Here is a 25,102-nt window from a genome sequence, read left to right as displayed (position 1 = left end):
TCGTGGAAGCGAATGGAGGGCACGGGTTGGTAAGAGGAGATCGAAACGTTCCTTCGCTGGCATGACCCAGATCAGGTTCGACGGTCGAAGGCTGCTGCCTTCCTCTCAGCCCGGTGCACCGGACTCCCGTGTTCGTCCGCAATCATAGACGTCATGTCGTGGTCGGTGGTCGTCGTCCTGGCCGTGCTGCTGATCGTCCTGCTGCAGGCCCTGCTCTGGCAGCGCCGTGCGCGGATCCGGCGCGAGCTGCTCAGCTACGGCACGCGGGTGCCGGCGCGCGTCGTCGGGCCGGATCCGTCGCGCGGCGACCGCGATTCGGCGCGGGATCTGGGCAGGCTCCTGGTCGTCTACCGGACCGCGGAGGGTGTGGAGAAGCGCGCGCAGAAGTATCCGCTGAAGCGCGGCGACGCATGGATGGCCGGCGAGCCCGCCGCGGTGATCTACGACCCCCGCCGGCCGGACGACGCCGAGCGGCTGATCGTCGGCTTCGGCCGGACGAAGAAGAAGTGGTACCCCGCGCGCCAACAGCGCGCCAGCTGACGCGGGGCCGCTCCGACTACTTCTTGAGGGCGCGGATGATGCGCGCGAGGGCCTTGCCGGTCACCCACACGAAGGGGATGCCGACGGCGAGGACCGAGATCACGTTCGGCTGGAACCGCAGGCCGAGGTCGTCCTTGATGTAGGCGCCGATCGGGATGACCGTGGCGCCGCCTCCGCCGCCGCCCTCCTGGCCGTCCTCGGAGCCGCTGCCTCCGCCGAAGCCGAACCAGCGGAGGGCGACGGGGACGAGCGAGACGCCGTCGACGGTGACGGGCTCGCCGTAGATCGTCGCGGTACCCGCGGTGGTGACGGTGTCGGCCAGGGAGACTGCGATGTTGGGCATGGTGCGACGGTACTCCGCGGCTCTCCGCGGCGACAAGCGGCCCGCCGCGGCGCACAGGACTCGTCCATGGACCTCCGGGGACCTGCTGTCATGATCGACGGATGTCCGCCCGCACCCGCCGCCGCCCCGTGCGCTCGGCCGTGGTGGCGGTCGCGAGCCTCGTGCTCGCCGCCTTCCTCGCCTTCCACCGCGCGCTGCCCGATCCGATCGGCTGGCTGTCGGTCCTCGAGGTCGGGATCCCGTGGACGGGGCTGGTCGTGCTGCTCCTCATCGCGGCCGCGGCGGCCCTCCGATCGCGCAGGACGGCGGCCGCGGTCACCGTGCTGGCGATGGTCTACGGCGTGCTGGTGCTGCCGGTCGCGCTGCCGGCGCCGGCCGTGCGGTCCGGCTCCTTCACCGTCGTCAGCCAGAACATCGAGACGAGCGGCGACGCGGGTGAGCTCGCCGCCTCGCTCGCCGCCCGCGGCCCCGACGTGATAGCGCTGCAGGAGCTCGACGGAGACGCCGTGGACGCGGTCGACGCCCAGCTGGCCGACGAGTACCCGTACTCGTCCGTCTCGAGCACAGTCGGCGTCTGGAGCCGCACCGAGCTGACCGCGCAGGAGCCGCTCGACCTCGGTCTCGGCTGGGAGCGCGCGCTCGCCGTCGACGTCGACACACCGGTCGGCAGCGCACGCCTGTTCGTGGTGCACCTGGCCTCGTTCCGGCCGGGCGACCACGAGGAGCGGGACACCATGCTCTCGAACCTCGCCACCGCGCTCCGCGACGACGAGTCGGAGCGGACGCTGGTCATCGGCGATTTCAACACGCCGACGGACGACCACCTCTTCGCTCCGGTACTGGCGGAGGCGGGCCTCGTCCGCACGGGCGGAGTCGGCTTCCCGGCGACGTGGCCGTCGCTGCTGCCACTCGTCGCGCTCGACCACGCGCTCGCCGACGGCGTCACCGCCGCGACCGTCGCGGTCCTGCCGCCGAACGGCTCGGACCACCGCCCGATCAGTCTGACGATCGGCTCCGCGTAGCGAGCGTGTCGCTGAGGTCGATCCCCTTGGCCGACTCGGGAGCCGACCGGGACAGGAGCGAGGCGGGACGCACGGCTCCGGAGCCGAAGCGGGCGGCCACTCCGTCGACCGCGAGCTCCGCGTCGCGCCAGTCGTCGGAGTCGCTCCACAGGGAGAACGCGACGTCGTCGCCCTCGACGAGCTGCTCGCCGCGCACGCCGATCAGCCGCACGGGCCGCCGCATCGGGTTGGCCGCGTCGAGCAGCGCGGAGGAGGCCTCGTAGAGGACGCGGGCCACGTCCGTCGCCTCGACGAGCGTGCGGGAGCGGGTGAGGGTGCTGAAGTCGCCGAAGCGGACCTTCACCGCGACGGTGCGGCACCGCACTCCGGATCGGCGCAGGCGCACGGCGACCTTGTCGCAGAGCCGCAGCAGCTCGCGGCGGACGAGCTCCGGATCTGCCACGTCGTCGGCGAAGGTGATCTCGTGTCCGGCGCTCTTCTCGATCTGGCGGGTGTCGACAGGCCGCGGGTCCACCCCGTTCGCCAGGGCGTGCAGGCGCCTCCCGGTCGCCTCGCCGAGGGCGGACACCAGCGACGGCAGCGGAGTGGTCGCGACGTCGGCGACGGTGCGCAGACCGCGGCGGACGAGCGCCTCCTCCGTGCTCGCGCCGACTCCCCACAGCGCGCTCACGGGCAGCGGATCGAGGAACTCGCGGACGCCGTCGGCAGGGACGACCAGCAGGCCGTCGGGCTTGGAGCGGCCGGAGGCGAGCTTGGCGACGAACTTGGTGCTGGCGATCCCGACCGAGCACGTCAGCCCGAGCTCGGCGTGCACCCGGCGGCGGATCTCGGTGCCGATCGCGAACGGGGAGCCGGAGATGCGGCGAGCCCCCGCGACGTCGAGGAACGCCTCGTCGATGCTCAGGCGCTCGACCAGCGGTGTGAAGGAGTCGAAGATCGCCATCACGCGGCGAGAGGCCTCGCGGTAGCGCTCCATGTGCGGTTCGAGGACCACGGCCTGCGGGCAGCGGCGGAGGGCGACCGCCATGGGCATCGCCGAGTTGACGCCGTAGCGGCGCGCCTCGTAGGTCGCCGCCGTGACGACCGAGCGCGCCCCGTGGTGGCCGACGATGACCGGCCTCCCCCGCAGATCCGGCCGGTCGAGCAGCTCGACGGAGGCGAAGAACGCGTCCATGTCGATGTGCATGATGCTCGCGCGAGGGTCGTCGAAGGGCTCCGTCGTGACCTGGCGCCCGCTTCCGTCCTGCTTGCTCATGCGGTGCCGTCCTGCTCGCTCACGCCGTGCCGTCCTGCCTGCTCACGCCGCTCCGTCCTGCTCGCACACGATTCCTGCCATGCTCGCACGCACCACCGACATCGGCCGCTCGACCACCGACCCCGGGCCGGCCGGGAATGAGCGCCGACCACTCGCGGTTGACCCGAGCACCACGACGCTCCGGAGAGACCATGACGCACGAGCAGCCCGACTCCCCCACCGCCACCGAGACCGGCGCCGGCTCCGAGATGAGCCGCTGGCTCGATCTGCAGGACCGCGCCCACCGCGCCTTCGAGCTCCGGCTGGGCGCCGTCGAGGACTGGTCGGCCCCCACGCCCGACACCGAGTGGGACACGCGCGCCCTGGTGCTGCACGTCGTCCGCGAGCAGCAGCGCGCGCACACGCTCCTCTCCGGCGGAGACGAGTCGGCGCTGCGCCTCGAGTCCGTCGCCACCGATCTGCGGAGCGAATGGCGCCGCGTGACCGACCGCCTGCGCGTCGTGGTCCGCACCGTCGACCCGGCCGCGACCGTGCAGCTGGGGCGCGACACTGTCAGCGCCGTCGAGCTGCTGCAGGAGCAGACGGCCGATGTGACCGTCCACACCTGGGACCTCGCCCGCGCCACCGGCAGCGACGAGCGGCTCGACGAGGAGCTCGTCGCAGCGGTCTGGGAGCTGTTCGCGCCCCAGGAGGAGACCCTGCGCGCGAGCGGCCTCTACGCCGCGCCCGTGCCGGTCGACGACGCCGCCTCCCTCCAGAGCCGCCTGCTCGCCATCACCGGACGGGACGACCGCCTGGCCGCCTGACGGCCCGGCCCCCGAGCGCCGTCAAGGCCTGGGGCGTCCAGGGACGTCGCGGCAGGATGGGAGTGACCACGAACACGGGGCGACCCGCCCCGACGAGGAGAGGAACATCCATGACACGCATCGCCGTCATCGGAGCCCACGGCAAGGTGGGGCAGCAGATCCTGCACCTGCTCTACGACGCCGGCCACGAGTCGGTCGGAGTGATCCGCAACCCCGATCACGCCGAGGACATCGTCCGCCTGGGCGGCGAGCCGCTCGTGCACGACCTCGAGGACACCACGCCCGAGGCCTTCGCCGAGGCGCTCGGCCACGTCGACGGCATGGTCTTCACCGCCGGTGCCGGACCCGACTCGGGCCCGGAGCGCAAGCGCACCGTCGACCTGGGGGCGTCCGTCCTCAGCCAGAAGGCCGCCGCGATCGTCGGGGTCCAGCACTTCGTCCAGGTCAGCGCCATCGGAGTGGACGAGCCGCTCCCCGAGGACACCGAGGAGGGCTGGAAGGCCTACGTCGAGGCCAAGCGCGACGCCGACGCGGCCCTGCGCGACTCCGGCCTCGACTACACGATCCTGCGGCCGGGAGGACTCACGGACGACGAGGGCACCGGCACGATCACGCTCGGCACCTCCGTCGAGAGGGGGAGCATCCCGCGAGCGGACGTCGCCGCCACGGTGATCGCCGCCCTGGCTCAGCCAACCTCCATCGCGAAGACGTGGGAGATCGTCTCCGGTCCCACCCCGATCGAGGACGCGGTGGCTCAGGGAGCCTGAGCCCCGGCACCTCCTCCTAGAGTGGGGCGGGTGAGCACCCACCCGCCCCGCCCCTGGATCCGCAGCTACGCGCCCGGCGTGCCGACGGAGCTCGAGCTCCCGACCGGCTCGCTCGTCGACATCGTCACCGAGTCTGCCGAGCGCTATCCCCACCAGGTCGCGCTCGAGTTCTTCGGCCGTTCGACCAGCTACTCCCGGCTCGCCGACGAGGTGGAGCGGGCCGCCGAGGGCCTGCGCCGCCTGGGCGTCCGCGCGGGCGACCCGGTCGCCCTCGTCCTCCCGAACTGCCCGCAGCACGTCGTCGCGTTCTACGCCGTCCTCCGGCTCGGCGCAGTGGTGGTCGAGCACAACCCGCTCTACACCCCGCGCGAGCTGCGCCACCAGTTCGAGGACCACGGCGCCCGCGTCGCGATCGCCTGGAACCGCGTCGTGCCGACGGTGCAGGACCTCCCGGCCGATCTCGGCGTCGAGACCGTCGTCGCCGTCGACCTCACCCGCGCGATGCCCGCCTCGATGCGCGCAGCCCTCCGCCTGCCGCTGAAGAAGGCCCGGGAGTCGCGCGCCGCGCTGACCGGGCCGACCCGCGGTGCGATCGAGTGGGAGTCGCTGCTGCGCCGGCGGATCGACCCGGCGCACCCGCGCCCGGTCGCGGAGGACCTCGCGGTCATCCAGTACACGAGCGGCACGACCGGCACACCCAAGGGCGCCGAGCTGACCCACGCGAACCTGACGGCGAACGCCGCCCAGTCGCGCGCCTGGGTGCCGACGGTCCGCCGCGGCGACTGCGTGGTCTACGCGGTGCTCCCCATGTTCCACGCCTACGGGCTGACGCTCTGCCTCACCTTCGCGATGAGCATGGGCGCGCGCCTGGTGCTGTTCCCGAAGTTCGACCCGGAGCTGGTGCTGAAGGTCGTCGAGAAGCACCCCGCCACCTTCCTCCCGGCCGTTCCGCCGATCGCGGAGCGCCTGGCGCGCAGCGCTCAGCAGCGGGGCGTCTCCCTCCGCGGCATCGAGATCGCCATCTCCGGCGCGATGCCGCTCGACCCGGCGCTGGTCGAGTCGTTCGAGGCGCTGACCGGAGGCACGCTCGTCGAGGGCTACGGCCTCTCGGAGACCTCTCCGGTCCTGATGGCCAACCCGGTCGGTCCGACGCGACGCGCCGGGACGGTCGGTCTTCCGCTGCCCGGCACCGACGTGCGGATCGTCGACCCCGAGGATCCCGACACGGAGATGGCGACCGGGGAGCAGGGCGAGCTGGTCGTGCGCGGCCCGCAGGTGTTCCGCGGCTACCACCGCAAGCCCGAGGAGACGGCCGCGACCTTCACCGGCGACGGCTGGTTCCGCACCGGCGACATCGCGACGATCGACGAGGACGGCTTCGTGCGCATCGTCGACCGGATCAAGGAGCTCGTCATCACGGGCGGCTTCAACGTCTCGCCGTCCGAGGTGGAGGAGGTGCTGCTCCGCCTGCCCGAGATCAGGGAGGTGGCGGTGGTCGGCCTGCCCGATCCGCGCAGCGGCGAGTCCGTGGCGGCGGCGGTCGTCCTGGAGCCGGGCGCGCAGCTCGACGTCGCGGCCGCCCGCAAGGCCGTCCGGGAGGCGCTGACCCCCTACAAGGTCCCCAAGCGGATCACCGTCGTCGACGAGCTGCCGCGCAGCATGATCGGCAAGGTCCTCCGCCGACAGGTGAAGGCCATGCTCACCGACGAGGACTAGCCCGGAACGAGCGGAGGGCCCCCGACCACTGTCCGTGATCGGGGGCCCTCCGCATCGAGGCTAGAAGCCGAAGTCGCCGCCTCCGAAGTCGCCGCCTCCGAAGTCGCCTCCGCCGCCGAAGTCGCCACCTCCGCCGAAGTCGCCTCCGCCCGAGTCGCCCCAGCCGCCGCCGTCTCCGGCGTCCGCACCGGAGGCGTCCGCCCCTCCCGGGTCCGCTCCGCCGTCGGCCGAGGCGTCTCCCCCGCCGTCGCCGCTTGCGTAGTCGCCTCCCGCGTCGGGGAGGAACGCGCCCGCGATGGCCGAGCCGATCGCGAACCCGGCGATCGTTCCGAGCATCGAGGAGGCGAGGACGCCGCCGAAGCCCATGCCGCCGCCGCCGGAGAAGCGCCGCTCCATGAACCCGGGCTGGCGCAGCTCGCTCCGGGTGGCGGACTGGGCGAGCGTGCGGGGGTCGTCGTCCTTCGGCGCGTCGCCGACGGGGGCGCCCTCGCTGAGCTCACGGAAGACCTGCTGGCGCTGCTCCGGGGTCAGCTGCTCGAACGCCTCGCGGTGCACCTGCTCGATCGCCTCGGGCGGTGCGGTGCGGAGGAGGTACCGGTAGCGCTCGATGGCCCGCTCATCGTCGCTGCGCGGAGACGTCGCCGGCGGGGAGCCGTACTCGGGCCGGCTGTCCGCGGCCTGCGGCGGCGCGTACGTCGAGCGGCGTGCGCTCTCGGGCTGCTCGTCGCGGCCCAGCAGTCGGTCCAGGAATCCCATGATCTCCTCCTCGGCGCCCGACGGACGCACACCGCCACCGTAGGCCTCCCGTCGCTCCAGGTGCTGAGCGTTCTCTCAGAGGCTGCTCGGAGCGGAGACCGAGGTCACTTCTGCTTCGGGATGACCACCCACATCACGAGGTAGGCGATGATCTGCGGCCCCGGGAGGAGGCAGGAGAGCACGAACAGGAGACGCACCACGAAGGGGCTCCAGCCGAAACGGCGGGCGAGACCGGCACAGACGCCGGCGATGATCCTGCCCCGACGGGGGCGCACGAGAGTAGCCATGCCTCCACTCTGGCGCAGGGCGCCTGAGCGGGACATCCGGGAAACCCCCTAGTCCTGGGCGGGAGTCCCGTCGAGCTCCTCGGGCCGGGACGCCCCCACCGAGCGGGCGAAGGAGGCCGCTCGCTCGGCGTCGGCCTCCGGCCAGACCACGCGGAAGCGCTCGAAGACCACGTCGCCGATGCCGCCCGGTGAGACGCGGGAGAAGTAGCGCCGGTGCCCGTCGAGCCAGGAGGCGCGCGTGCGGTCCCCCTCGCCCTCGGCCCAGGCGAACGCGTCGTCGACGGAGTCGAGCGGACCGGTCCGCACCTCGTCCGTCACGAGGACGATGCGCGCCGCTCCCGTGCCGTCGCAGACGATCCAGTGGTCGCCCGCGGCGGGCGCCCCCTCCTCGGCGAGCGACGCCGTGGCCGTCTTCACTCCCCGCCGCACGAGGCCCAGCAGCTCGTCCGCCATCGCCGTGCTGTCGCCGAACGCCTCGACCGGCGGGAGCGCCTCGTCGACGCCCGGGTGCGCGGAGCGGTACTCCGCCCAGAGGAGCGCCGCCGAGGCGCCGTCGGGCTCGGGCAGGACCGTCCGCTCCGGAGCGGCGGGCACGAGCGCGACGATGTTCGCACCGGCCAGGGCGGCGGGGTCGTCGGGGTGGTTGTCGGGCGTGGTCACCGTCTCGTAGGGCCAGTGCTGCTGGAGCCAGCGGCGCGCGTAGGCGTCGAGCTCCTCCTCGAGCCGCGACCCGCGGACGGCGGGGACGACCCACCAGGAGGCCTCGGCGGAGTCGCCGCCGCCGGGTCGGACGCTCACAGCGCCCAGCGCCTCGGTGCGGTCGGGGCCGACGAGCAGGAACGCGTGCGCTCTGCCCGCACGCGACTCCTCCTCGAGGCGGAGGAGTCCGCGCACGTCGTCGCCGAGGGACGCCGACGGAAGGGCGGCCGGATCGTCCGCGCGGAGGAGAGCCGCGAGCCACGGCCTCTGCTCGCCGATCACCGCGTGCAGGAGGTCCGCGTCGCTCGAGACGAGCGGTCGCAGGAGCGCTCCCGCCGGCAGCTCGAGCCGCGCGGGAAGGGGCGCGCCACCGGTTCCACCGCTCATGACCCCACCTCCCCGCGCACCGGCTCAGCCGGCCGCGCGCTCCAGGACGAGCTCGCGGACGCGGGCGGCGTCGGCCTGCCCCTTCATGGCCTTCATCACGGCGCCGATCACGGCGCCGGCGGCCTGCACCTTGCCGTCGCGGATCTTCGCGAGCACGTCGGGCTGCGAGGCCAGTGCCGCGTCGATCGCGTCGATGAGCGCTCCGTCGTCCGAGACGACCGCGAGTCCGCGGGCGTCGACGACCTCCTGCGGGGTGCCCTCTCCGGCGATGACGCCCTGGAGGACCTCCCGGGCGAGGCGGTCGGTCAGCGTGCCGCTCTCGATCAGACCGGCGAGCTCGGCGACCTGGGCCGGGGTGACCAGGGAGGCCGGGTCCTCGCCCGCCGCGTTCGCGAGGCGTGCGATCTCGCCGGTCCACCACTTGCGGGCGGCCTGCGGAGCGGCTCCCGCGGAGACGGTCTCGGTGATCTCGACCAGCAGGCCGCTGTTGGCGACGTCCTGGAACTCGAGGTCGGTGAAGCCCCACTCGGTCCTGAGGCGGCGACGGCGGTCGGCGGGCTTCTCGGGGAGCGCGGCGCGCAGCTCCTCGATCAGCTCGGGGCTCGGCACGACCGGCAGCAGGTCGGGCTCCGGGAAGTAGCGGTAGTCGTCGGCGTCGCTCTTGGGCCGGCCCGCGGAGGTGCGGCCGGTGTCCTCGTGCCAGTGGCGCGTCTCCTGCGTGATCGTGCCGCCCGCGGCGAGGATCGCCGCCTGGCGCTGGATCTCGTAGCGGACGGCGCGCTCGACCGAGCGGAGCGAGTTGACGTTCTTGGTCTCGGTGCGGGTGCCCAGCTTCTCCTGGCCGATCGGGCGGAGCGAGACGTTCGCGTCGCAGCGGAGGTTGCCGCGCTCCATCTTGGCGTCCGAGATGCCCAGCGCCAGCACGATGTCGCGGATCGTGGCGACGTAGGCCTTCGCGTACTCGGGCGCGCTCTTCCCCGCGCCGTGGATCGGCTTCGTGACGATCTCGACGAGCGGGACCCCCGCGCGGTTGTAGTCCACGAGCGAGTACTCGGCGCCCTGGATGCGGCCGGTGGCGCCGCCGACGTGCGTGAGCTTGCCGGCGTCCTCCTCCATGTGCGCGCGCTCGATCGGGATCTGCACGAGCGAGCCGTCGGCCAGCTCGATCTCGACCGAGCCCTCGAAGGCGATCGGCTCGTCGAACTGCGAGATCTGGTAGTTCTTCGCCAGGTCCGGGTAGAAGTAGTTCTTGCGCGCGAAGCGGCTGGACGGAGCGATCGAGCAGCCCAGGGCGAGGCCGAGGCTGATCGAGTAGCGGACGGCCTGCTCGTTCACGACCGGCAGCGAGCCCGGGAGGCCCAGATCGACCGGGGTCGTGTTCGTGTTGGGCTCGGACCCGAACTCGTTCGGCGCGTCCGAGAACATCTTGGTCTTCGTGTTGAGCTCGACGTGCACCTCGAAGCCGAGCACCGGCTCGAAGGTCTCGAAGACCTCGTCGTAGTCCATCAGCTCGGGAGCGGACGTGTGCGCGGAGGCCATCAGACGGCACCTTCCTCGGTCGCGGAGAGCACGGAGTGGGTCAGGTCGGGGGCCTGCGCGAGCAGCGGGCGGCCCCACTTCTCCTCGAGCAGCGCCTCGAGCGCGGCGCCCACGGTGTAGAGGCGCACGTCCTCCCGGGCGGGGGCGAGGAACTGGACGCCGACGGGCAGCCCGTCCTCGTCGGCGAGGCCGGCGGGGACGGAGATGCCGGGGATTCCGGCCAGGTTCGCCGGGATGGTCGCGACGTCGCCGCGGTACATCGCCAGCGGGTCGTCCAGCTTCTCGCCGAGGCGGTAGGCGGTGGTCGGCGCGGTCGGCGAGGCGATCACGTCGACGTTCGCGAAGGCCGCGTCGAAGTCCCGCTGCACCAGCGTCCGGACCTTCTGCGCGCTGCCGTAGTAGGCGTCGTAGTAGCCGGCCGAGAGGGCGTAGGTGCCGAGGATGATCCGGCGCTTGACCTCGGGGCCGAAGCCCTGCTCGCGGGTAGCGGACATGACCTGCTCGACCGTGCCGCCGCCCTCGGGCGTGACGCGGAGTCCGAACCGGACCGAGTCGAACTTGGCGAGGTTGCTGGAGGCCTCCGCGGGGAGGATCAGGTAGTAGGCGGCGACCGCGTGCTCGACGCTCGGGAGGCTCACCTCGACGACCTCCGCGCCGGCGCCCTGCAGGATCTCGAGCGCCTCGTGGAAGCGCGCGAGCACGCCGGGCTGGAAGCCCTCGCCGCCGTCGAGCTCCTTGACCACGCCGATCCGGAGGCCCGTCACGTCGGCGCGGCGCACCGCGTCGGCGAAGGAGGGCCAGGAGTCGCGCAGCGACGTCGAGTCGCGCGGGTCGTGGCCCGCGATGACGTCGTGCAGCAGGGCGGAGTCGAGGACCGTCCGGGAGACGGGGCCGATCTGGTCGAGGCTCGAGGCGAGCGCGATCGCTCCATAGCGCGAGACGCCGCCGTACGTCGGCTTCACGCCGACGGTGCCCGTCACGTGCGCGGGCTGGCGGATCGATCCCCCGGTGTCGGAGCCGAGGGCCAGGGGCGCCTCGTAGCTCGCGACGGCCGCGGCGGACCCGCCGCCGGAGCCGCCGGGGATGCGGTCGAGGTCCCACGGGTTGTGGGTGGGACCGTAGGCGCTGCGCTCGGTCGTCGAGCCCATCGCGAACTCGTCCATGTTGGTCTTGCCGATCGGGACCAGCCCGGCCTCGCGGACCTTGCGCATGACGGTCGCGTCGTAGGGCGGGCGCCAGCCCTCGAGGATGCGGGAGCCGCTCGTGGTCGGCATGTCGTTCGTGACGATGACGTCCTTGACCGCGAGAGGCACTCCGGCGAGCGGGTGCAGCGACTCGCCGTCGGCGCGCCGGCGGTCGATCGCCTCGGCGGACGAGACGGCGCCCTCGCGCGCGACGTGGAGGAAGGCGTGGACCGCCCCGTCGACCGCGTCGATGCGCTCGAGGTGGGCGCGGGTGGCCTCGACCGAGGAGACCGAGCCGTCGGCCAGCTTCTCGGAGAGGGCGGACGCGCTGAGGCGGACGAGCTCGTCGCCGTGCGCGCTCACTGCTCCTCCCCCAGGATCGCGGAGACCTGGAAGCGGCTGCCGTCGTGCTCGGGCGCGCCCGAGAGCGCCTGCTCGAGCGTGAGGGTCTCGCCGACCACGTCGGGCCGGAAGACGTTCTCGAGCGGGATCGGGTGGCTGGTCGCCGGCACCTCGGGCGTGGCGACGGCCTGGACCGCGCGCACGGAGTCGACGATCTGGCCGAGCTCCCTGGTGAGGCTCCCGATCTCGTCGGAAGTGAGGTCGATCCTGGCCAGCTGGGCCAGATGGGCGACCGTGTCGGCCGTGATCTCGGACATGCGTCTCCGTCTGGTGGTTCGGGGGGATTTCCGGCCGCCAGTCTACTCGGCGCACCCGCACCGCCTCCGCCCGCGCCGCCCGCCCGTCAGGAGCCGCCGAAGAGGCTGGCGCCGTGCTTCAGGAGCGCGTCGTACGCCCCCTCGTAGGTGGTCGGCAGGTCCTCGCCGGGCTCGCCGTACCGGGCCAGCAGCAGTCCCATCAGGCCGACGGCGGGCGGGCTCAGCGGCTTGTCGCGGTTCACGTGCGCCGGATGCGCGGGTGCCGCCTCGGGGTTCGGGGGCAGGTACTGCGGCACCGTGGTCGGCCAGTCGCCGATCTGCCGCGGCTCGTCGAGGGTCAGCACCCCGAAGAGGTCGGGGGCGGAGGCGTCGCGAGCGGTCAGCGGCTCGAGGCCGTGCAGGGCGCTGAGGGTCCGGATCACGGCGCCGTGGTGCAGCTCGTCGTGCACGATCGTGCCGGCCCTCGTGTACGCCGAGACGGCGATCGCCGGCACGCGGCAGCCGAGCCGGTCGAAGGCGAAGCCCATCTCGCCCTCGCGGCCGTCGCCCGGCGGAGTCGCCGGCGGCGGGGGGACGTGGTCGTAGAGGCCCCCGTGCTCGTCGAAGGTCGCCAGCAGGAGCGTGTTCACCGCGTTCGAGCCGGTCGTGCTCGCGCTCTCCCGGATCGCCGAGTACACCTGGTGCAGCAGCAGCTCACCGGCGCGGACGTCGGACAGAGCGCTGTCGTAGACGGGCGTGCCGTCGACCTCGTCCTCGTGCAGGACGCCGGTCGGCGGGTGCATGTCGTTGTGGTCGAAGACGAGCCGCGGCTCGAGGAACGCGTAGTCGGGCAGCTCGCCGTTCTCCACGTCGGCGTAGAAGCGGTCCATCGTCGAGAAGTGCGTCTTCCAGTACTTCTCGAGCACCGGCGCATGCAGGAACCCGGTGTACGAGACCACCTGCAGCGCGTCGAAGTAGACCCGCCAGGTCTTCCCCGCCTCCTCGAGGCGGTTGAAGACGGTCGGCGCGTCGGCCAGATCGTCGGCGAGCCACTTCTCGTAGCCGCCGCCCTGCTTGTTCGTGACGAAGCCGTGCGAGGTCGACGCGTGCAGGAAGGAGCGGTTGCAGAAGGTCTGGGAGGGGACGGCGCAGAACCAGTGGTCGAAGACGGCGAACTCGCGGGCGAGGGTGGAGAAGACGGGCAGCATCTCCGGCGAGAAACCGCCCATGATCGTCCGCGCCTCCTCCGCCGTGGGCTCCTGCCCCTTCTTCATCACCCGCAGGTGCTGGACGTAGTCCTCGAGGAAGCCGCTCATCGTCGGGGCGGAGGCGTCGGCGGGCGCGTTGAAGGGCGCGATCATGGCGCCGACGGTGCGGTCGGCGTTCTCGGGCGGATCCACCGTGCCGAAGAGCTGGGTGTTGACGTGCGGGTACTCCTCGCCGGGATCCGGGTCGGGCTGGCGCATCACGGAGTCGGTGGCGCCCTCGTAGACGTGCGTGCCGACGGTCAGGCCCCCGGCGCTGGTGTTCGTCCGCTCGTCGGGGAGGAGGCCCTCGAAGCTCTCGCCCGCGGGCAGGTCGTCCGGTCCGTAGAGGCGCCCCAGAACGTTGTCGAAGGAGCGGTTCTCGAACATGATCACGACGACGTGGTCGAAACCCGGCTCCGCACGGGCGGGCAGTCGCGGCTCCTCCTCGCGACGTCGACCGGAGGCGACGGCCGCGCCGATCGCGCCGCCGGCGAGGGCTCCGGCTCCGACTCCGGCGGCGGCGGTTCCGGCCAGGAAGCGGCGGCGGGAGCGGGAGCGGGGCGCTGCGTCGTCGTGCTCCGAGGGAGTCCGCTCGCTGGTCATCTCCGCCGCCTCTCCTGCGCCGCCTGCGCCTGCTCGGAGTGTAGCGACGCGCCCGGGGCGGCGGCCCGGAGTCGGGCGAGCAGTCCGGCCTCCGGCTCGAGGTCGACGCGGGCGCGGCGGGCCGCGTCGCGGAGGCGCCGCCCGACCGGCGCGGGCGGCGCGAACGCCGGTGCCGTGCGGGGCCAGCGCGCGAGGGGCCGGTCGGGACCGCTCAGGAGTGCGGCCAGCTCTCGGACCTGCGGATCGACGAGGGCGCGGCGCACGCCCGCCCGGGCGCGGACGAGCTGCGCGGGAGCCTCCGGACCGAGCGGCACGCCGATCCGTGCGCCCGAGGGGACCGCAGAGGCCAGCACGAGCGCCGGCACGGTGCCGGGCCGGTCCGCGCTCCCCCGCGCGGTGACGAGGAGCAGCATCCGCCGCCCCGCTCCCTCCCCGGCGCGGACGGCGTCGGCCACGACGTGCAGCAGCTGCTCCGCGAGCCGCGCATCGGCGGAGCGATCGGTGCCGGCGGCTGCGGCGTCGGCGAAGTCGGCCGGATCGACGAGGGAGCGCGGCTCGACCAGGACGAGCGGAGGCAGGGTGCCGGCGGCGGCCTCGGCGGCCAGCGCGTCGACGGCCAGGAGGCGCCCGCCGCGGGAGCCGGCGGCACCCGGATCGCCGTGGGGCCACTCCGGATCGGCGAGGAGCGTGGTCGAGACGCCCTGCCGCTCGTCGATCGCGAGAGCCCAGCCGGTGCCGGTCTCCCGGGCCGCGTGCAGGGCCGCCGGCAGCGGATCGCGGCCGTCGGCGCGCCAGTCGTCGGCCCGGGCGAAGGCCGTGGCGAGCAGCGCGTGCACCGGCAGCATCTCGGGGGCGAAGCGCGCGCCCGGAGGATCGTCCAGGCCGGGCGCGGTCATCACGGCGTCCGTGCCGCCGGCGAACACCGGGCCGTCCGGATCGTCGAGCGCGCCGAGGACCTGGTCGCGGCTGCGGCCGGCGAAGGAGAGCACGACCAGGTGGTCGATCCGTCCGAGCGCCTCGGCGCTCCGGCGCTCGGCGGCCGTGGGCCGAGCCGCGGCGTCGAGTGCGAGCGACGCGGCGTCGGCGAGGGAGCGGCGCAGGAACGCGCGCCGCTCCTCGCCGCCCGCGTCAGGCATCGGGCCCGGTCGACTCCTCCGTGGTCGGGGCGGCCGTGTCCGGGACGGCGTCGATCTCCGGGACGGCGTCGTCCTCCGGCGCGTCGGCGGACGCCTCCTCCGGCAGCGCGATCGCGGCCGGTCCCTCGGTCACCAGGAGGTGGAACTCGGCCGCGGTGATGATCCGGAGCCCCAGGGCCTCGGCCTTGCCGAGCTTGCTGCCGGCGCCGGGGCCGGCGGCGACGTAGTCGGTCTTCTTCGAGACGCTCGAGCCGGCCTTGCCGCCGGCCGCGAGGATCGCCTCCTGGGCCCCTTCGCGGGAGTACCCCTCCAGGCTGCCGGTCGCCACGACCGTGAGGCCCGCGAGCACCCCACCAGCGGCGTCCGCGGCACCGGGACCGGGGTGGCCGGGCGTGGCGAAGCGCACTCCGGCCGCGGCCCAGCGGTCGACGATCTCGACGTGCCAGTCGACCTCGAACCAGGCGATCAGGGCGTCGGCGATGATCCCGCCCACCCCGTCGACCGCGGCGAGCTCGTCGCGGCTCGCTCCGCGGATCGCGTCGAGCGAGCCGAAGTATCCCGCCAGCGCGCGCGCCGCGACCGGGCCGACGTGGCGGATGCTGAGCGAGACCAGCAGGCGCCACAGCTCCTTGGTCTTCGCCCGCTCGATGTTCTCGATCAGCCGGAGCGCGTTGGTGGAGGGCACGGACGAGGCGTCCCCCGCGAAGGCTCCCGCCTCCGGGTCGACGGCGCCGTCCTTGGCGAGCTGCCGCTTGCGCTTGAAGGGCGTGACGACCTTCGGATCGCCCTTCGCGTCGAGCTTCTGCAGACCCGTCTCGGAGTCGCGGACGACGACCTCGATCGGGAAGAGATCGGCCACCGTGAGCTCGAACAGGCCGGCCTCGGTCCGCAGCGGCGGCTCTGCGGGGACCAGGGGCTGGGTCAGGGCGGCGGCGCTGACCTCGCCGAGCGCCTCGATGTCGAGCGCACCGCGGCTGCCGATGTGCTCGACGCGCCCGCGGACCTGCGCGGGGCAGGACTCCGCGTTGGGGCAGCGCAGGTCGACGTCGCCCTCCTTGGCCGGAGCGAGCGTGGTGCCGCACTCGGGGCACTGCGTCGGCATCACGAACTCGCGCTCGGTGCCGTCGCGGAGCTCCACCACCGGGCCGAGCACCTCGGGGATGACGTCCCCGGCCTTCCGCAGCACGACCGTGTCGCCGATGAGCACGCCCTTGGCCTTCACCACGTCGGCGTTGTGCAGCGTGGCCTGACGCACCTCGGACCCCGCGACCTTCACCTTGGTCATCTGGGCGAACGGCGTCGCGCGGCCGGTGCGCCCGACGCTCACGACGATGTCGAGGAGCGTCGTGTGCACCTCCTCGGGCGGGTACTTGTAGGCGATCGCCCAGCGCGGCGCCCGGCTGGTGGCGCCGAGCTCGTCGTGCAGCTCGAGCTCGTCCACCTTCACGACCACGCCGTCGATCTCGTGCTCGACCGAGTGCCGTTCGCGGCCGTAGCGCTCGACGAAGGCGAGCACCTCCTCCATCGAGGCCGAGACGCGGTTGTGGCCGCTGACCGGCAGTCCCCAGGAGGAGAGCAGGCCGTAGACCTCGGACTGGGTCGAGACCGGCGGGTCCGGCCAGGCGCCGATGCCGTGCACGTAGAGCGCGAGGGAGCCGACGCGCGCCTCGCCCGCACGCAGGTCGAGACCCGACTTCTTGTCGAGCTGCTGGCGGAGGCCGCCGCTCGCCGCGTTGCGCGGGTTGGCGAAGGTCGGGAAGCGCCGGAGCGCGCTCGTGCGCGCCTTCTCCTCCTCGAAGGCGCCGCGGGTGGCGGCGGGGCGGGACGACCACCGGGTCCGCGCCTCCTCGACCGCCTCGTCGCGCAGAGTCTCCTGGAGGGCGTTCAGCTCGGCGAAGGCGGCCACGGGGATGAAGACCTCGCCGCGCACCTCGACGAGTGCCGGGTGGCCCTCGCCGGAGAGGCGCTCGGGGATTCCCGCGACGCGGAGCGCGTTGACGGTGACGTCCTCGCCGGTGCGGCCGTCGCCGCGGGTCGCCGCCGTGGTGAGGCGGCCGTTCTCGTAGTGGAGGGAGATCGCGAGGCCGTCGATCTTGAGCTCGGTGAGCCAGGCGACGGGGCGGTCGGCCGAGGCCACCGTCTTCTCGCACCACTCGCGCAGCTCCTCGGCCGAGAACACGTTGTCGAGGGAGAGCATCCGCTCGGCGTGGTCGATCGGAGCGAGGCCCGCTCCGACGATCCCGCCGACGGTCTGCGTCGGCGAGTCCTCGGCGGCGAGCTCGGGGTGCTCGGCCTCGAGCGCGGCGAGCTCGCGCACCAGGGCGTCGTACTCGGCGTCGGACAGCGGCGACGAGTCGGCCGCGTAGTAGTCGTCGCTCGCCGACCGGATCCGCGCTCGAAGCGCCTCGACGCGGGCGGCGGGCTCGACGGCGCTCATCGGAGCACCGCGGCGTCGGCCGCGACCGTGCGGTCGATCGTGCACTGGCCCAGCACGCGGGTGCCGAGGTAGACGACGGCCGTCTGGCCGGGGGCGACGCCGTCGAGCGGCGAGTCCGGAGTGATCACGAGCTCCACCCTGCCATCGACCTGCGACACCACGGCGGAGGCGGGGACCGGGTCGGCGTGGGCCCGGATCTGGACGTCGCAGCGGAAGGGCGCGTCCGCGTCCTCGGGAGCGGCGCCCGCCCAGGTGAACCGCTCGCCGGCGATCTCGCCGATGCGCAGCGCCTCGCGCGGACCGACCACGACCTCGTTGCTCACCGGCCGGACCTCCAGGACGAAGCGCGGCCGTCCGTCGGGCGCAGGGACGCCGAGGTGCAGGCCCCGGCGCTGGCCCACCGTGTACCCGTGGGCGCCCTCGTGGGAGCCGACCACCGCGCCGTCCCGGTCGACGATCGCTCCGGTCTCGGGGGTGACGCGCTCGGCGAGCCAGCCGCGGGTGTCGCCGTCGGGGATGAAGCAGATGTCGTAGCTGTCGGGCTTGCTCGCGACGCTGAGGCCGCGCTCCGCCGCCTCCGCGCGCACGATCGCCTTGGACGGCGTGGAGCCGAGCGGGAACATCGAGTGCCGCAGCTGCTGCTCCGTCAGCACGCCGAGGACGTAGGACTGGTCCTTCGCCTCATCGCTCGCGCGGTGCAGCTCCGGGGTCCCGTCGGCGGCGGTGCGGAGGGAGGCGTAGTGGCCGGTGCAGACGGCGTCGAAGCCGAGGTCGAGAGCCTTCTCGAGCAGGGCGGCGAACTTGATCCGCTCGTTGCAGCGCATGCAGGGGTTCGGGGTGCGGCCCGCCGAGTACTCGGCGACGAAGTCGTCGACGACGTCCAGCTTGAACCGCTCGGAGAAGTCCCACACGTAGTACGGGATGCCGAGGACGTTCGCGGCGCGCTGCGCGTCCATCGAGTCCTCGATCGTGCAGCACCCCCTGCTGCCGGTGCGCAGCGTGCCGGGCATCCTGCTCAGGGCGAGGTGCACGCCCACCACGTCGTGCCCCGCCTCCACCGCGCGGGCCGCGGCCACCGCCGAGTCCACTCCACCGCTCATCGCCGCCAGAACCTTCACCGTGCGAGTCTACGTTTCCCGCGGGCGCGGCCGGCAGGGATTCAGGCGCGCAGCACCGCGCGGTTCGAGAGTCCGGCGCGGGCGGCGCGGGCGTAGGCGCCGGGCAGCGCCGCCAGGAAGGCGTCGACGTCCTCGTCGGTCGAGGTGTGGCCGAGCGTCATCCGGAGCACCCCGCGGGCCTCGTCCTCGCTCCGGCCGAGCGCGAGGACCACGTGCGAGGGCTCCGGGATCCCCGCCGTGCAGGCGGACCCGGTCGAGACGGAGACGCCCGCGGTGTCGAGGAGGAAGAGGAGGGAGTCGCCCTGCGCACCGGGGAAGGCGAGGTGCGCGTTGGTGGCGACCCGGCGCCCGGAGTCGAGGGCGGGCCCGGTCAGGGTCGCGCCCGGCACGGCGGCGAGGACGCCCGCGACGAGCCGGTCGCGCAGGGCGGCCAGGCGCTGCGCCTCCGCCGACAGCTCGGCGTCCGCCTCGACCGCGGCGGCGGCGAAGGCCGCGGCACCGGGGACGTCCTGGGTGCCGGAGCGGACGCCCCGCTGCTGTCCGCCTCCGTGCAGCACCGGAACCGCGCGGGCGTCGCGGGCGAGGACGAGGGCGCCGGTCGCGATCGGCCCGCCGACCTTGTGACCCGAGACGCTGACTGCGGCCAGTCCCGCGCCGCGCCCGGAGCCGGAGGCTCGGCGGATCTCGGCGATCCGCAGCGGCACGTGCCCGAGGGCGGCGACCGCGTCGACGTGGAGGGGGACGCCGGCGCGCGCACAGACAGCCGCGAGCTCGCCGATCGGGTTGATCGTGCCGATCTCGTTGTTGACCCAGAGCACCGTGACCAGGGCGACCGAGCCGGGGTCCTCCTCCAGCGCCGCGGCGAGCGCCTCCGGTCGCAGGCTTCCCTCGTCGTCGAGCGGCAGCCACTCGACGACGGCGCCCTCGTGCTCGGCGAGCCAGGCGGCGGAGTCGAGGGTCGCGTGGTGCTCCCCCTCGGCGACCAGGACCCGGACGCGGGCCGGATCCTCGCTCCGGCGCTGCCAGTAGAGGCCCTTGACGCCGAGGTTCACCGCCTCGGTCCCGCCTGCGGTGAGGATCACCTCGATCGGCTCGCACCCGAGCACTCCGGCGAGCGCCGAGCGGGCGTCCTCCAGGCGGCGGCGCGCCTCCTGGCCGGAGCCGTGCACGGAGGAGGGGTTGCCGGCATGGGCGGACGCCTCGGCGAACGCGGCGAGCGCCGAGGCGCGCAGCGGGGTGGTCGCGGCGTGGTCGAGGTAGATCACAGCAGCCCTTCGTCCCGCGTCGGGGGCACGGAGGGAGCCGGTGCCCGTCACTACTGTAAGTCGCATGACCTCTCACGATCCCCTGGCCCGGCTCGGCGTGACCGTGGACGATCAGGGCGGTGAGCTGCGGGTCTGGTCCGAGAGCGCGAGCGCCGTCGATCTGCTGCTGTACGACGAGAAGGACTCGACCTGGGTGACCCGCACGGTCCCGCTGGCGCGCGACGACGACGCGGTCTGGTCCGCGCGCTCCGATCTGCTGGCCCCCGGCCGCCGCTACGCCCTGCGCGTCGACGGGCCGACCGGCCCCCGCCACCGCTTCGACCCCCGCCGGCCCCTGCTGGAGCCGTACTCCCGGGGCCTGCACCGGGTGGCGGAGAACGAGTGGCGCTCGGTCGTCGTGGACGACTCGTTCGACTGGGGCTCCTCCTCCCGGCCCGGCACCCCGATGGACCGCACCGTGATCTACGAGGCGCACGTGAAGGGGCTGACCCGGCTGAACCCGGCGCTCCCCGTGGAGCTGCGCGGCACCTACGCCGGCCTGGCGCACGAGTCGACGGTCTCGGCGCTGCTCGAGCTGGGCGTGACGGCGGTCGAGCTGCTGCCGGTGCACGCGTTCGTGTCGGAGCAGCGCCTGCTGCGGCAGGGCCTGACCAACTACTGGGGCTACAACACGCTGAACTTCTTCGCGCCGCACGCCGCCTACGCCTCCTCGACCGCGCAGCGCGGCGGACCGACCGCGGTGCTCCGCGAGTTCAAGGGAATGGTGAAGCTCCTGCACGAGGCCGGCCTCGAGGTGATCCTGGACGTGGTCTACAACCACACCGCCGAGGAGGGGCCGGGCGGGCCGATGTCGAGCCTGCGCGGCATCGACGACGCCGGCTGGTACCGCCAGACGCCCGAGGGCCACTACGTGGACGTCACCGGCTGCGGCAACACGATCGACTTCGGCCGGCCCGCGGCGCAGCGCCTCGCTCTGGACTCGATGCGCTACTGGTCCGGCGAGGTCGGGATCGATGGCTTCCGGCTCGACCTGGCCGCGACCCTCGGCCGGGACGAGATCGCGCACTTCCGGAGCGACCACCCGCTGCTGCGGGCCGCGGTCGAGGACCCGGCGCTGGCCGGCGTGAAGATGATCGCCGAGCCCTGGGACGTGGGCATGGGCGGATGGCAGACCGGGAACTTCCCGGCCGGGTGGTCGGAGTGGAACGACCGCTACCGCGACCGCGCCCGCAACTTCTGGCTCTCGGACATCGACTACGCCCGCCGCGCCGGCACGGCCCCCGTCGGCATCGGCGGCTTCGCCACCCGGCTCTCGGGCTCCTCCAACACCTTCTCGGCGGAGCGGGGACCCCTCGCGTCGGTCAACTTCGTCACCGCGCACGACGGCTTCACGCTCGCGGACCTCGTCTCGTACAACGTCAAGCACAACATCGGCAACGGCGAGTCGAACCGCGACGGAGCCGACACCAACCGCTCCTTCAACCACGGCTTCGAGGGCCCCACCACCGACGAGCGGATCATGCTGGCACGGCGCAAGGCGATGCGGAACCTCCTCGGCACCCTGCTGCTGTCGGCCGGCGTGCCGATGATCACGGCGGGCGACGAGACCGGGCGCAGCCAGCGCGGCAACAACAACGCCTACTGCCAGGACTCGGACCTGACCTGGGTGCGCTGGGAGGGCCTGGCCGACTGGCAGCTCGCGCTCCGCGCGCACACGCGGACCCTGCTGCGCCTGCGGCGCGAGCACCCGGCGCTGCGTCCCTCCCGCTACGGCAGCGGCGACGCGAGCGAGCCGGGCGCCACGACCATGTCCTGGTTCGACGCCCACGGGCGCGGGATGAGCGAGCACGACTGGGCCTCCGCCGCCAACCGGACGCTGCAGTACCTCGCGGCCTCGACCCCGGTCGAGGGCGACCCGGACCGCGTCCTGCTGGTGGTGCACGGCGTCGAGCAGGACACCACGGTCGTGCTCGCCGAGGGCGAGGGGGTCACCGGCTACACGCGCCTGTGGAACAGCGAGGAGCCGGAGCCGCTGGAGCACGGCGAGTCGTTCGAGCCCGGGCAGGTCATCCGCGTGGCCGGCACCTCGATGCAGCTCTTCGCCGCGCACGGGCCGGCGGCCGAGCTGGACGCCTGATGGCGCGGAGCGGACCGGGGACTCCGGCGACCGTCGCGCTGACGGCGGCGGGCGTCCCCTTCACTCCCCGCCAGTACCGGCACGACCCGGCCACGACGCGCTACGGGCTCGAGGCGGCCGAGGCGCTCGGCGTGGAGCCGGAGCGCGTGTTCAAGACGCTGATGGTCGACGTGGACGGCGAGCTCGTGGTGGGCGTCGTGCCCGTCACCGGCTCGCTCGGGCTGAAGGAGCTCGCGGCCGCGGTCGGGGGCAGGCGGGCGGCGATGGCCGATCCAACGCTCGCCCAGCGCCGGACCGGCTACGTGCTCGGCGGCATCTCGCCGCTCGGGCAGAGGACGCGGCACCGCACGGTGATCGACGAGACCGTCGAGCTCCACGACACGGTGCTCGTCTCGGGCGGGCGCCGGGGCTTCGACATCGAGCTCACCCCCGCCGACCTCGTCGCCGCGACGGCCGCCCTCCTCGCCGACATCGCGCGCTGACCCCTGCCCGCCCCGCTCCGCGGCCCCGCCCCTGTCCTCCGCTCGCGAGATGCCACTTGAGTACGCGACACGCCGACGAACGCGTGCCGGAGTGGCATCTCGCGGAGAGGGATGGTGCGGGGTCAGCCGGCGGCGGCGGTCAGCCCGAGCTCGGCGGAGCGGGCCAGGAGCGGGTGCCGCGGCACGACGCGGACGGTGTAGCCGAAGGAGCCGCTGCGGTCGAGGGTGACCACTCCGGCGTACGGCACGCGCCCCACCGCGTCGGCCGGCACCACGGCGCCCGACTCCTCGACCACCTCGAGCTCGTGATGGCCGACCTCGGTGAGCGAGCCGTCGGCGGACGTCGTCCCGTAGACGACCTCGACCGAGACGTCCTCCGGCGAGAGCTCGCCCAGGCGCACGCCCGCCCGCACGGCCAGCCGGTCCCCGCGCTGGGGCACCGCATCGATCCCGCCGGACTCGACAGAGGCCACCGCGACCCCGGGCCAGCCGGCGCGGACCCGACGCTTCCACGCCGCCAGCTCCTTGGCCGGCTCGAAGTGGTCGGCGGCGACGGCGCGCCCGGCCTGGGCGGCCGGCGAGTAGAGCGCCTCGACGTACTGGCGCACCATCCGCTCGGCGGAGAGCTCCGGCGAGAGGGTCGCGAGGGTGTGCCGGATCGAGCGCACCCACCGCCGGGGCACTCCGTCGTGATCGCGCTCGTAGTAGCGCGGCACCACCTCGGTCTCGAGCAGCTCGTAGAGCGCCTCGGCCTCGAGCGTGTCGCGGGCCTCCGGGTCGAGCGCGCGGTCGGAGGAGGGGATCGCCCAGCCGTTCTCGCCGTCGAAGTACTCGTTCCACCAGCCGTCGAGGATCGAGAGGTTGAGCGAGCCGTTGAGCGCCGCCTTCATCCCGGAGGTGCCGCACGCCTCGAGCGGGCGCAGCGGGTTGTTGAGCCAGACGTCGGTGCCCGGGTAGAGCAGCTGGGCCATCGCGATGTCGTAGTCCGGGAGGAAGACGATCCTGCGGCGCACGTCCGGCTCCTGCGCGAAGCGGACGAGCCGTTGGATCAGGCGCTTCCCCTCCTCGTCGGCCGGGTGGGACTTGCCCGCGATGACGATCTGGATCGGGTGCTGCGGGTGGGTGAGCAGCGCTCGCAGCCGCTCGGGGTCGTGGAGCATCAGGGTCAGCCGCTTGTAGGTCGGCACCCGCCGCGCGAAGCCGATGGTGAGCACGTCCGGGTCCAGCAGCTCGTCGAGCCAGGCCGGCGGGAGGCCGCCCGGATTCTGCTCGCGCCAGGAGCGGGCGGCCCGGCGGCGGGCGTCCTGCACCAGCTGCTCCCGCATCGCCCGGCGAGCGGCCCACAGCTCGGTGTCGCCGAGCGCCCCCGAGGCCCAGTCGGCCCGCGTCGTGTCGTCGGTGCCGAGCCGCTCCTCCGCGAGCCGCCGGAGGATCGGATCGGTCCAGGTCGCCGCGTGGACGCCGTTCGTGACCGAGCCGATCGGCACCTCCGCCGTCTCGAAGCCGGGCCAGAGGCTCGAGAACATCGAGCGGCTGACCTCGCCGTGCAGCGTCGAGACGCCGTTGGAGCGCTGCGCGAGCCGCAGGCCCATGTACGCCATGTTGAACGCCGTCCCGGAGTCCCCCGGCTCGGCGCCCAGCGCGAGCACGTCCTCGACCTGCACGCCCGGCAGCAGCTCCGTCGAGAAGTACTCCTCGATCATCCCGCGGTCGAAGCGGTCGATGCCCGCCGGAACCGGAGTGTGCGTGGTGAAGACCGTGCTCGCCCGCACCACCTGGAGAGCCTGATCGAAGTCCAGGCCCGCCCCGATCAGACCGGAGATGCGCTCCAGCCCCTGGAAGCCGGCGTGCCCCTCGTTGGTGTGGAACACCTCCGGAAGGACGCCTCCCGAGACCTCTGCCCAGAGCTCGAGCGCGCGGACCCCGCCGATGCCCAGCAGCAGCTCCTGCAGCAGGCGGTGCTCGCCCCCGCCGCCGTAGAGGCGGTCGGTGACGGAGCGGAGCGAGTCCTCGTTCTCGGGGATGTCGGTGTCGAGCAGGAGGAGGGTCACCCGGCCGACCTCCGCGCGCCAGACCCGGGCGTAGAGCGCGCGGCCCTCGGGGAGCGCCAGCACGATGCGGGCGGGCGAGCCGTCGGCGAGCCGGACGACGCGCAGCGGCAGCCCGTCGGGGTCGAGCGAGGGGTAGGACTCGAGCTGCCAGCCGTCGGCGGAGAGCTTCTGCGAGAAGTAGCCCGACCGGTAGAAGAGGCCCACGCCGGTGAGCGGCACGCCCAGGTCCGAAGAGGCCTTCAGGTGGTCGCCGGCGAGGATGCCGAGTCCGCCGGAGTACTGCGGCAGCGCCGCCGCGATGCCGAACTCCGGCGAGAAGTAGGCGATCGAGCGCGGGGCCGACTCCGCGAGCGACTGATACCACCGCGGCTCGGTGCGATAGCGCTCCAGCTCGTCGCGGAGGCGCCACGCCTCGTCGACGAAGCCCTGGTCCCCCGCCAACTCGGAGAGGCGCTCCGGGCTCACCGCTCCGAGCAGAGCAGTGGGGTCCGCTCCCCCGCGCCGCCACAGCTCGGGATCGACCCGCTCGAACAGCCGCCGGGCGGGCTCGTGCCAGGCCCAGCGCAGATTGCCCGCCAGATCGCCCAGAGCCGAGAGCTCGGGCGGGAGGACGGAGCGGACGATGAAGCGGCGGATCGCCTTCACGGCACCCCTCGACTCTCTGCGGACCCCGGAGCGCCCGGTCGC

General features: G+C 73.7%; 21 protein-coding genes and 1 riboswitch. Of the genes, 7 read left to right on the top strand and 14 right to left on the bottom strand.

The features are described from left to right. Window positions 1-31: 31 nt before the first annotated feature. Window positions 32-139: riboswitch (TPP riboswitch) on the bottom strand. A 14-nt stretch (window positions 140-153) separates the two neighbouring features. Further along, entirely contained in the window at window positions 154-540 is a 387-nt protein-coding gene (locus tag C5D08_RS04545) for a DUF3592 domain-containing protein (protein WP_104276026.1), read from the top strand. Window positions 541-556: 16 nt separating this feature from the next. On the opposite strand, the gene C5D08_RS04540 is transcribed toward C5D08_RS04545, so the two are convergent. Further along, entirely contained in the window at window positions 557-883 is a 327-nt protein-coding gene (locus C5D08_RS04540; RefSeq protein WP_104276025.1) for a hypothetical protein, read from the bottom strand. Between the two features lie 101 nt (window positions 884-984). On the opposite strand from C5D08_RS04540, the gene C5D08_RS04535 reads away from it, so the two are divergent. Beyond that, window positions 985-1,905, top strand: coding sequence for an endonuclease/exonuclease/phosphatase family protein (locus tag C5D08_RS04535; RefSeq protein WP_104276024.1), 921 nt, complete (start codon window positions 985-987; stop codon window positions 1,903-1,905). Here C5D08_RS04535 and dinB read toward each other — a convergent pair. Further along, window positions 1,880-3,160, bottom strand: coding sequence for a DNA polymerase IV (dinB, locus tag C5D08_RS04530; RefSeq protein WP_104276023.1), 1,281 nt, complete (start codon window positions 3,158-3,160; stop codon window positions 1,880-1,882). The genes C5D08_RS04535 and dinB overlap by 26 nt on opposite strands. 191 nt (window positions 3,161-3,351) lie before the next feature. On the opposite strand from dinB, the gene C5D08_RS04525 reads away from it, so the two are divergent. The 3 genes from C5D08_RS04525 to C5D08_RS04515 all read left to right on the top strand — a co-directional run bounded on the left by C5D08_RS04525 (window position 3,352) and on the right by C5D08_RS04515 (window position 6,449). Further along, window positions 3,352-3,966 carry a TIGR03086 family metal-binding protein gene (locus C5D08_RS04525; protein WP_219815150.1) on the top strand — a complete coding sequence of 205 codons (615 nt, stop codon included), beginning with the start codon at window positions 3,352-3,354 and terminating at the stop codon, window positions 3,964-3,966. Between the two features lie 110 nt (window positions 3,967-4,076). Beyond that, window positions 4,077-4,733: an SDR family oxidoreductase gene (locus tag C5D08_RS04520; protein ID WP_104276022.1), complete on the top strand. Its 657-nt coding sequence runs from the start codon at window positions 4,077-4,079 to the stop codon at window positions 4,731-4,733. Window positions 4,734-4,763: 30 nt separating this feature from the next. Then, a complete protein-coding gene (locus C5D08_RS04515) occupies window positions 4,764-6,449 on the top strand; it encodes a long-chain-fatty-acid--CoA ligase (RefSeq protein WP_104276021.1) in 1,686 nt (561 codons plus the stop codon). A gap of 60 nt (window positions 6,450-6,509) precedes the next feature. Here the strand turns inward: C5D08_RS04515 and C5D08_RS04510 are convergent, their stop codons facing one another. The 11 genes from C5D08_RS04510 to C5D08_RS04460 form a co-directional block, all read right to left on the bottom strand. Continuing rightward, on the bottom strand, window positions 6,510-7,205 hold the full coding sequence (locus C5D08_RS04510; RefSeq protein WP_104276079.1) for a hypothetical protein: 696 nt from the start codon (window positions 7,203-7,205) through the stop codon (window positions 6,510-6,512). Between the two features lie 104 nt (window positions 7,206-7,309). Next, window positions 7,310-7,492, bottom strand: coding sequence for a PspC domain-containing protein (locus C5D08_RS04505; protein ID WP_104223873.1), 183 nt, complete (start codon window positions 7,490-7,492; stop codon window positions 7,310-7,312). Between the two features lie 48 nt (window positions 7,493-7,540). After that, complete coding sequence (locus C5D08_RS04500; RefSeq protein ID WP_104276020.1) at window positions 7,541-8,578, bottom strand: ASCH domain-containing protein; 1,038 nt, start codon at window positions 8,576-8,578, stop codon at window positions 7,541-7,543. A gap of 24 nt (window positions 8,579-8,602) precedes the next feature. Continuing rightward, entirely contained in the window at window positions 8,603-10,117 is a 1,515-nt protein-coding gene (gatB, locus tag C5D08_RS04495) for an Asp-tRNA(Asn)/Glu-tRNA(Gln) amidotransferase subunit GatB (protein WP_104276019.1), read from the bottom strand. After that, complete coding sequence (gene gatA, locus C5D08_RS04490) at window positions 10,117-11,664, bottom strand: Asp-tRNA(Asn)/Glu-tRNA(Gln) amidotransferase subunit GatA (protein WP_104276018.1); 1,548 nt, start codon at window positions 11,662-11,664, stop codon at window positions 10,117-10,119. Before gatA ends, gatB begins: the two co-directional genes overlap by 1 nt. Continuing rightward, window positions 11,661-11,960, bottom strand: a complete 300-nt coding sequence (gene gatC, locus C5D08_RS04485; RefSeq protein ID WP_104226848.1) for an Asp-tRNA(Asn)/Glu-tRNA(Gln) amidotransferase subunit GatC — start codon at window positions 11,958-11,960, stop codon at window positions 11,661-11,663. Before gatC ends, gatA begins: the two co-directional genes overlap by 4 nt. An 86-nt stretch (window positions 11,961-12,046) precedes the next feature. Then, on the bottom strand, window positions 12,047-13,789 hold the full coding sequence (locus C5D08_RS04480) for an alkaline phosphatase family protein (protein WP_104276017.1): 1,743 nt from the start codon (window positions 13,787-13,789) through the stop codon (window positions 12,047-12,049). Further along, window positions 13,786-14,925: a hypothetical protein gene (locus C5D08_RS04475; protein ID WP_104276016.1), complete on the bottom strand. Its 1,140-nt coding sequence runs from the start codon at window positions 14,923-14,925 to the stop codon at window positions 13,786-13,788. Before C5D08_RS04475 ends, C5D08_RS04480 begins: the two co-directional genes overlap by 4 nt. Continuing rightward, entirely contained in the window at window positions 14,918-17,362 is a 2,445-nt protein-coding gene (gene ligA / locus C5D08_RS04470; protein ID WP_104276015.1) for an NAD-dependent DNA ligase LigA, read from the bottom strand. Before ligA ends, C5D08_RS04475 begins: the two co-directional genes overlap by 8 nt. After that, window positions 17,359-18,480 (bottom strand): tRNA 2-thiouridine(34) synthase MnmA, encoded by a 1,122-nt coding sequence (mnmA, locus tag C5D08_RS04465; protein ID WP_181110256.1) that lies wholly within the window; start codon window positions 18,478-18,480, stop codon window positions 17,359-17,361. Before mnmA ends, ligA begins: the two co-directional genes overlap by 4 nt. 41 nt (window positions 18,481-18,521) lie before the next feature. Beyond that, window positions 18,522-19,745 (bottom strand): cysteine desulfurase family protein, encoded by a 1,224-nt coding sequence (locus C5D08_RS04460; protein ID WP_374954144.1) that lies wholly within the window; start codon window positions 19,743-19,745, stop codon window positions 18,522-18,524. Between the two features lie 64 nt (window positions 19,746-19,809). On the opposite strand from C5D08_RS04460, the gene glgX reads away from it, so the two are divergent. After that, window positions 19,810-21,882 (top strand): glycogen debranching protein GlgX, encoded by a 2,073-nt coding sequence (gene glgX, locus C5D08_RS04455; RefSeq protein ID WP_104276012.1) that lies wholly within the window; start codon window positions 19,810-19,812, stop codon window positions 21,880-21,882. Further along, the gene (gene ybaK / locus C5D08_RS04450) at window positions 21,882-22,364 is read left to right on the top strand and encodes a Cys-tRNA(Pro) deacylase (RefSeq protein WP_104276011.1); all 483 of its coding nucleotides are present in this window, start codon (window positions 21,882-21,884) and stop codon (window positions 22,362-22,364) included. The genes glgX and ybaK overlap by 1 nt, the downstream gene beginning before the upstream one ends. A 122-nt stretch (window positions 22,365-22,486) precedes the next feature. On the opposite strand, the gene glgP is transcribed toward ybaK, so the two are convergent. Then, a complete protein-coding gene (gene glgP, locus C5D08_RS04445) occupies window positions 22,487-25,060 on the bottom strand; it encodes an alpha-glucan family phosphorylase (protein WP_104276010.1) in 2,574 nt (857 codons plus the stop codon). Window positions 25,061-25,102 lie beyond the last annotated feature (42 nt).

Origin of the sequence: Rathayibacter sp. AY1B6 (genome assembly GCF_002932755.1) — a bacterium.
GTDB lineage: Bacteria > Actinomycetota > Actinomycetes > Actinomycetales > Microbacteriaceae > Rathayibacter.
The sequence above is the reverse complement of the archived record's forward strand: the minus strand, read 5'-3'. Positions and strand labels throughout refer to the sequence as shown.

Bases quoted from the DNA above. Each gene is read 5' to 3' on its own strand.
- C5D08_RS04545 (WP_104276026.1), top strand. From the start codon at position 154: ATGTCGTGGTCGGTGGTCGTCGTCCTGGCCGTGCTGCTGATCGTCCTG.
- C5D08_RS04540 (WP_104276025.1), bottom strand. From the start codon at position 883: ATGCCCAACATCGCAGTCTCCCTGGCCGACACCGTCACCACCGCGGGT.
- C5D08_RS04535 (WP_104276024.1), top strand. From the start codon at position 985: ATGTCCGCCCGCACCCGCCGCCGCCCCGTGCGCTCGGCCGTGGTGGCG.
- dinB (WP_104276023.1), bottom strand. From the start codon at position 3,160: ATGAGCAAGCAGGACGGAAGCGGGCGCCAGGTCACGACGGAGCCCTTC.
- C5D08_RS04525 (WP_219815150.1), top strand. From the start codon at position 3,352: ATGACGCACGAGCAGCCCGACTCCCCCACCGCCACCGAGACCGGCGCC.
- C5D08_RS04520 (WP_104276022.1), top strand. From the start codon at position 4,077: ATGACACGCATCGCCGTCATCGGAGCCCACGGCAAGGTGGGGCAGCAG.
- C5D08_RS04510 (WP_104276079.1), bottom strand. From the start codon at position 7,205: ATGGGATTCCTGGACCGACTGCTGGGCCGCGACGAGCAGCCCGAGAGC.
- C5D08_RS04505 (WP_104223873.1), bottom strand. From the start codon at position 7,492: ATGGCTACTCTCGTGCGCCCCCGTCGGGGCAGGATCATCGCCGGCGTC.
- C5D08_RS04500 (WP_104276020.1), bottom strand. From the start codon at position 8,578: ATGAGCGGTGGAACCGGTGGCGCGCCCCTTCCCGCGCGGCTCGAGCTG.
- gatB (WP_104276019.1), bottom strand. From the start codon at position 10,117: ATGGCCTCCGCGCACACGTCCGCTCCCGAGCTGATGGACTACGACGAG.
- gatC (WP_104226848.1), bottom strand. From the start codon at position 11,960: ATGTCCGAGATCACGGCCGACACGGTCGCCCATCTGGCCCAGCTGGCC.
- C5D08_RS04480 (WP_104276017.1), bottom strand. From the start codon at position 13,789: ATGACCAGCGAGCGGACTCCCTCGGAGCACGACGACGCAGCGCCCCGC.
- C5D08_RS04475 (WP_104276016.1), bottom strand. From the start codon at position 14,925: ATGCCTGACGCGGGCGGCGAGGAGCGGCGCGCGTTCCTGCGCCGCTCC.
- ligA (WP_104276015.1), bottom strand. From the start codon at position 17,362: ATGAGCGCCGTCGAGCCCGCCGCCCGCGTCGAGGCGCTTCGAGCGCGG.
- glgX (WP_104276012.1), top strand. From the start codon at position 19,810: ATGACCTCTCACGATCCCCTGGCCCGGCTCGGCGTGACCGTGGACGAT.
- ybaK (WP_104276011.1), top strand. From the start codon at position 21,882: ATGGCGCGGAGCGGACCGGGGACTCCGGCGACCGTCGCGCTGACGGCG.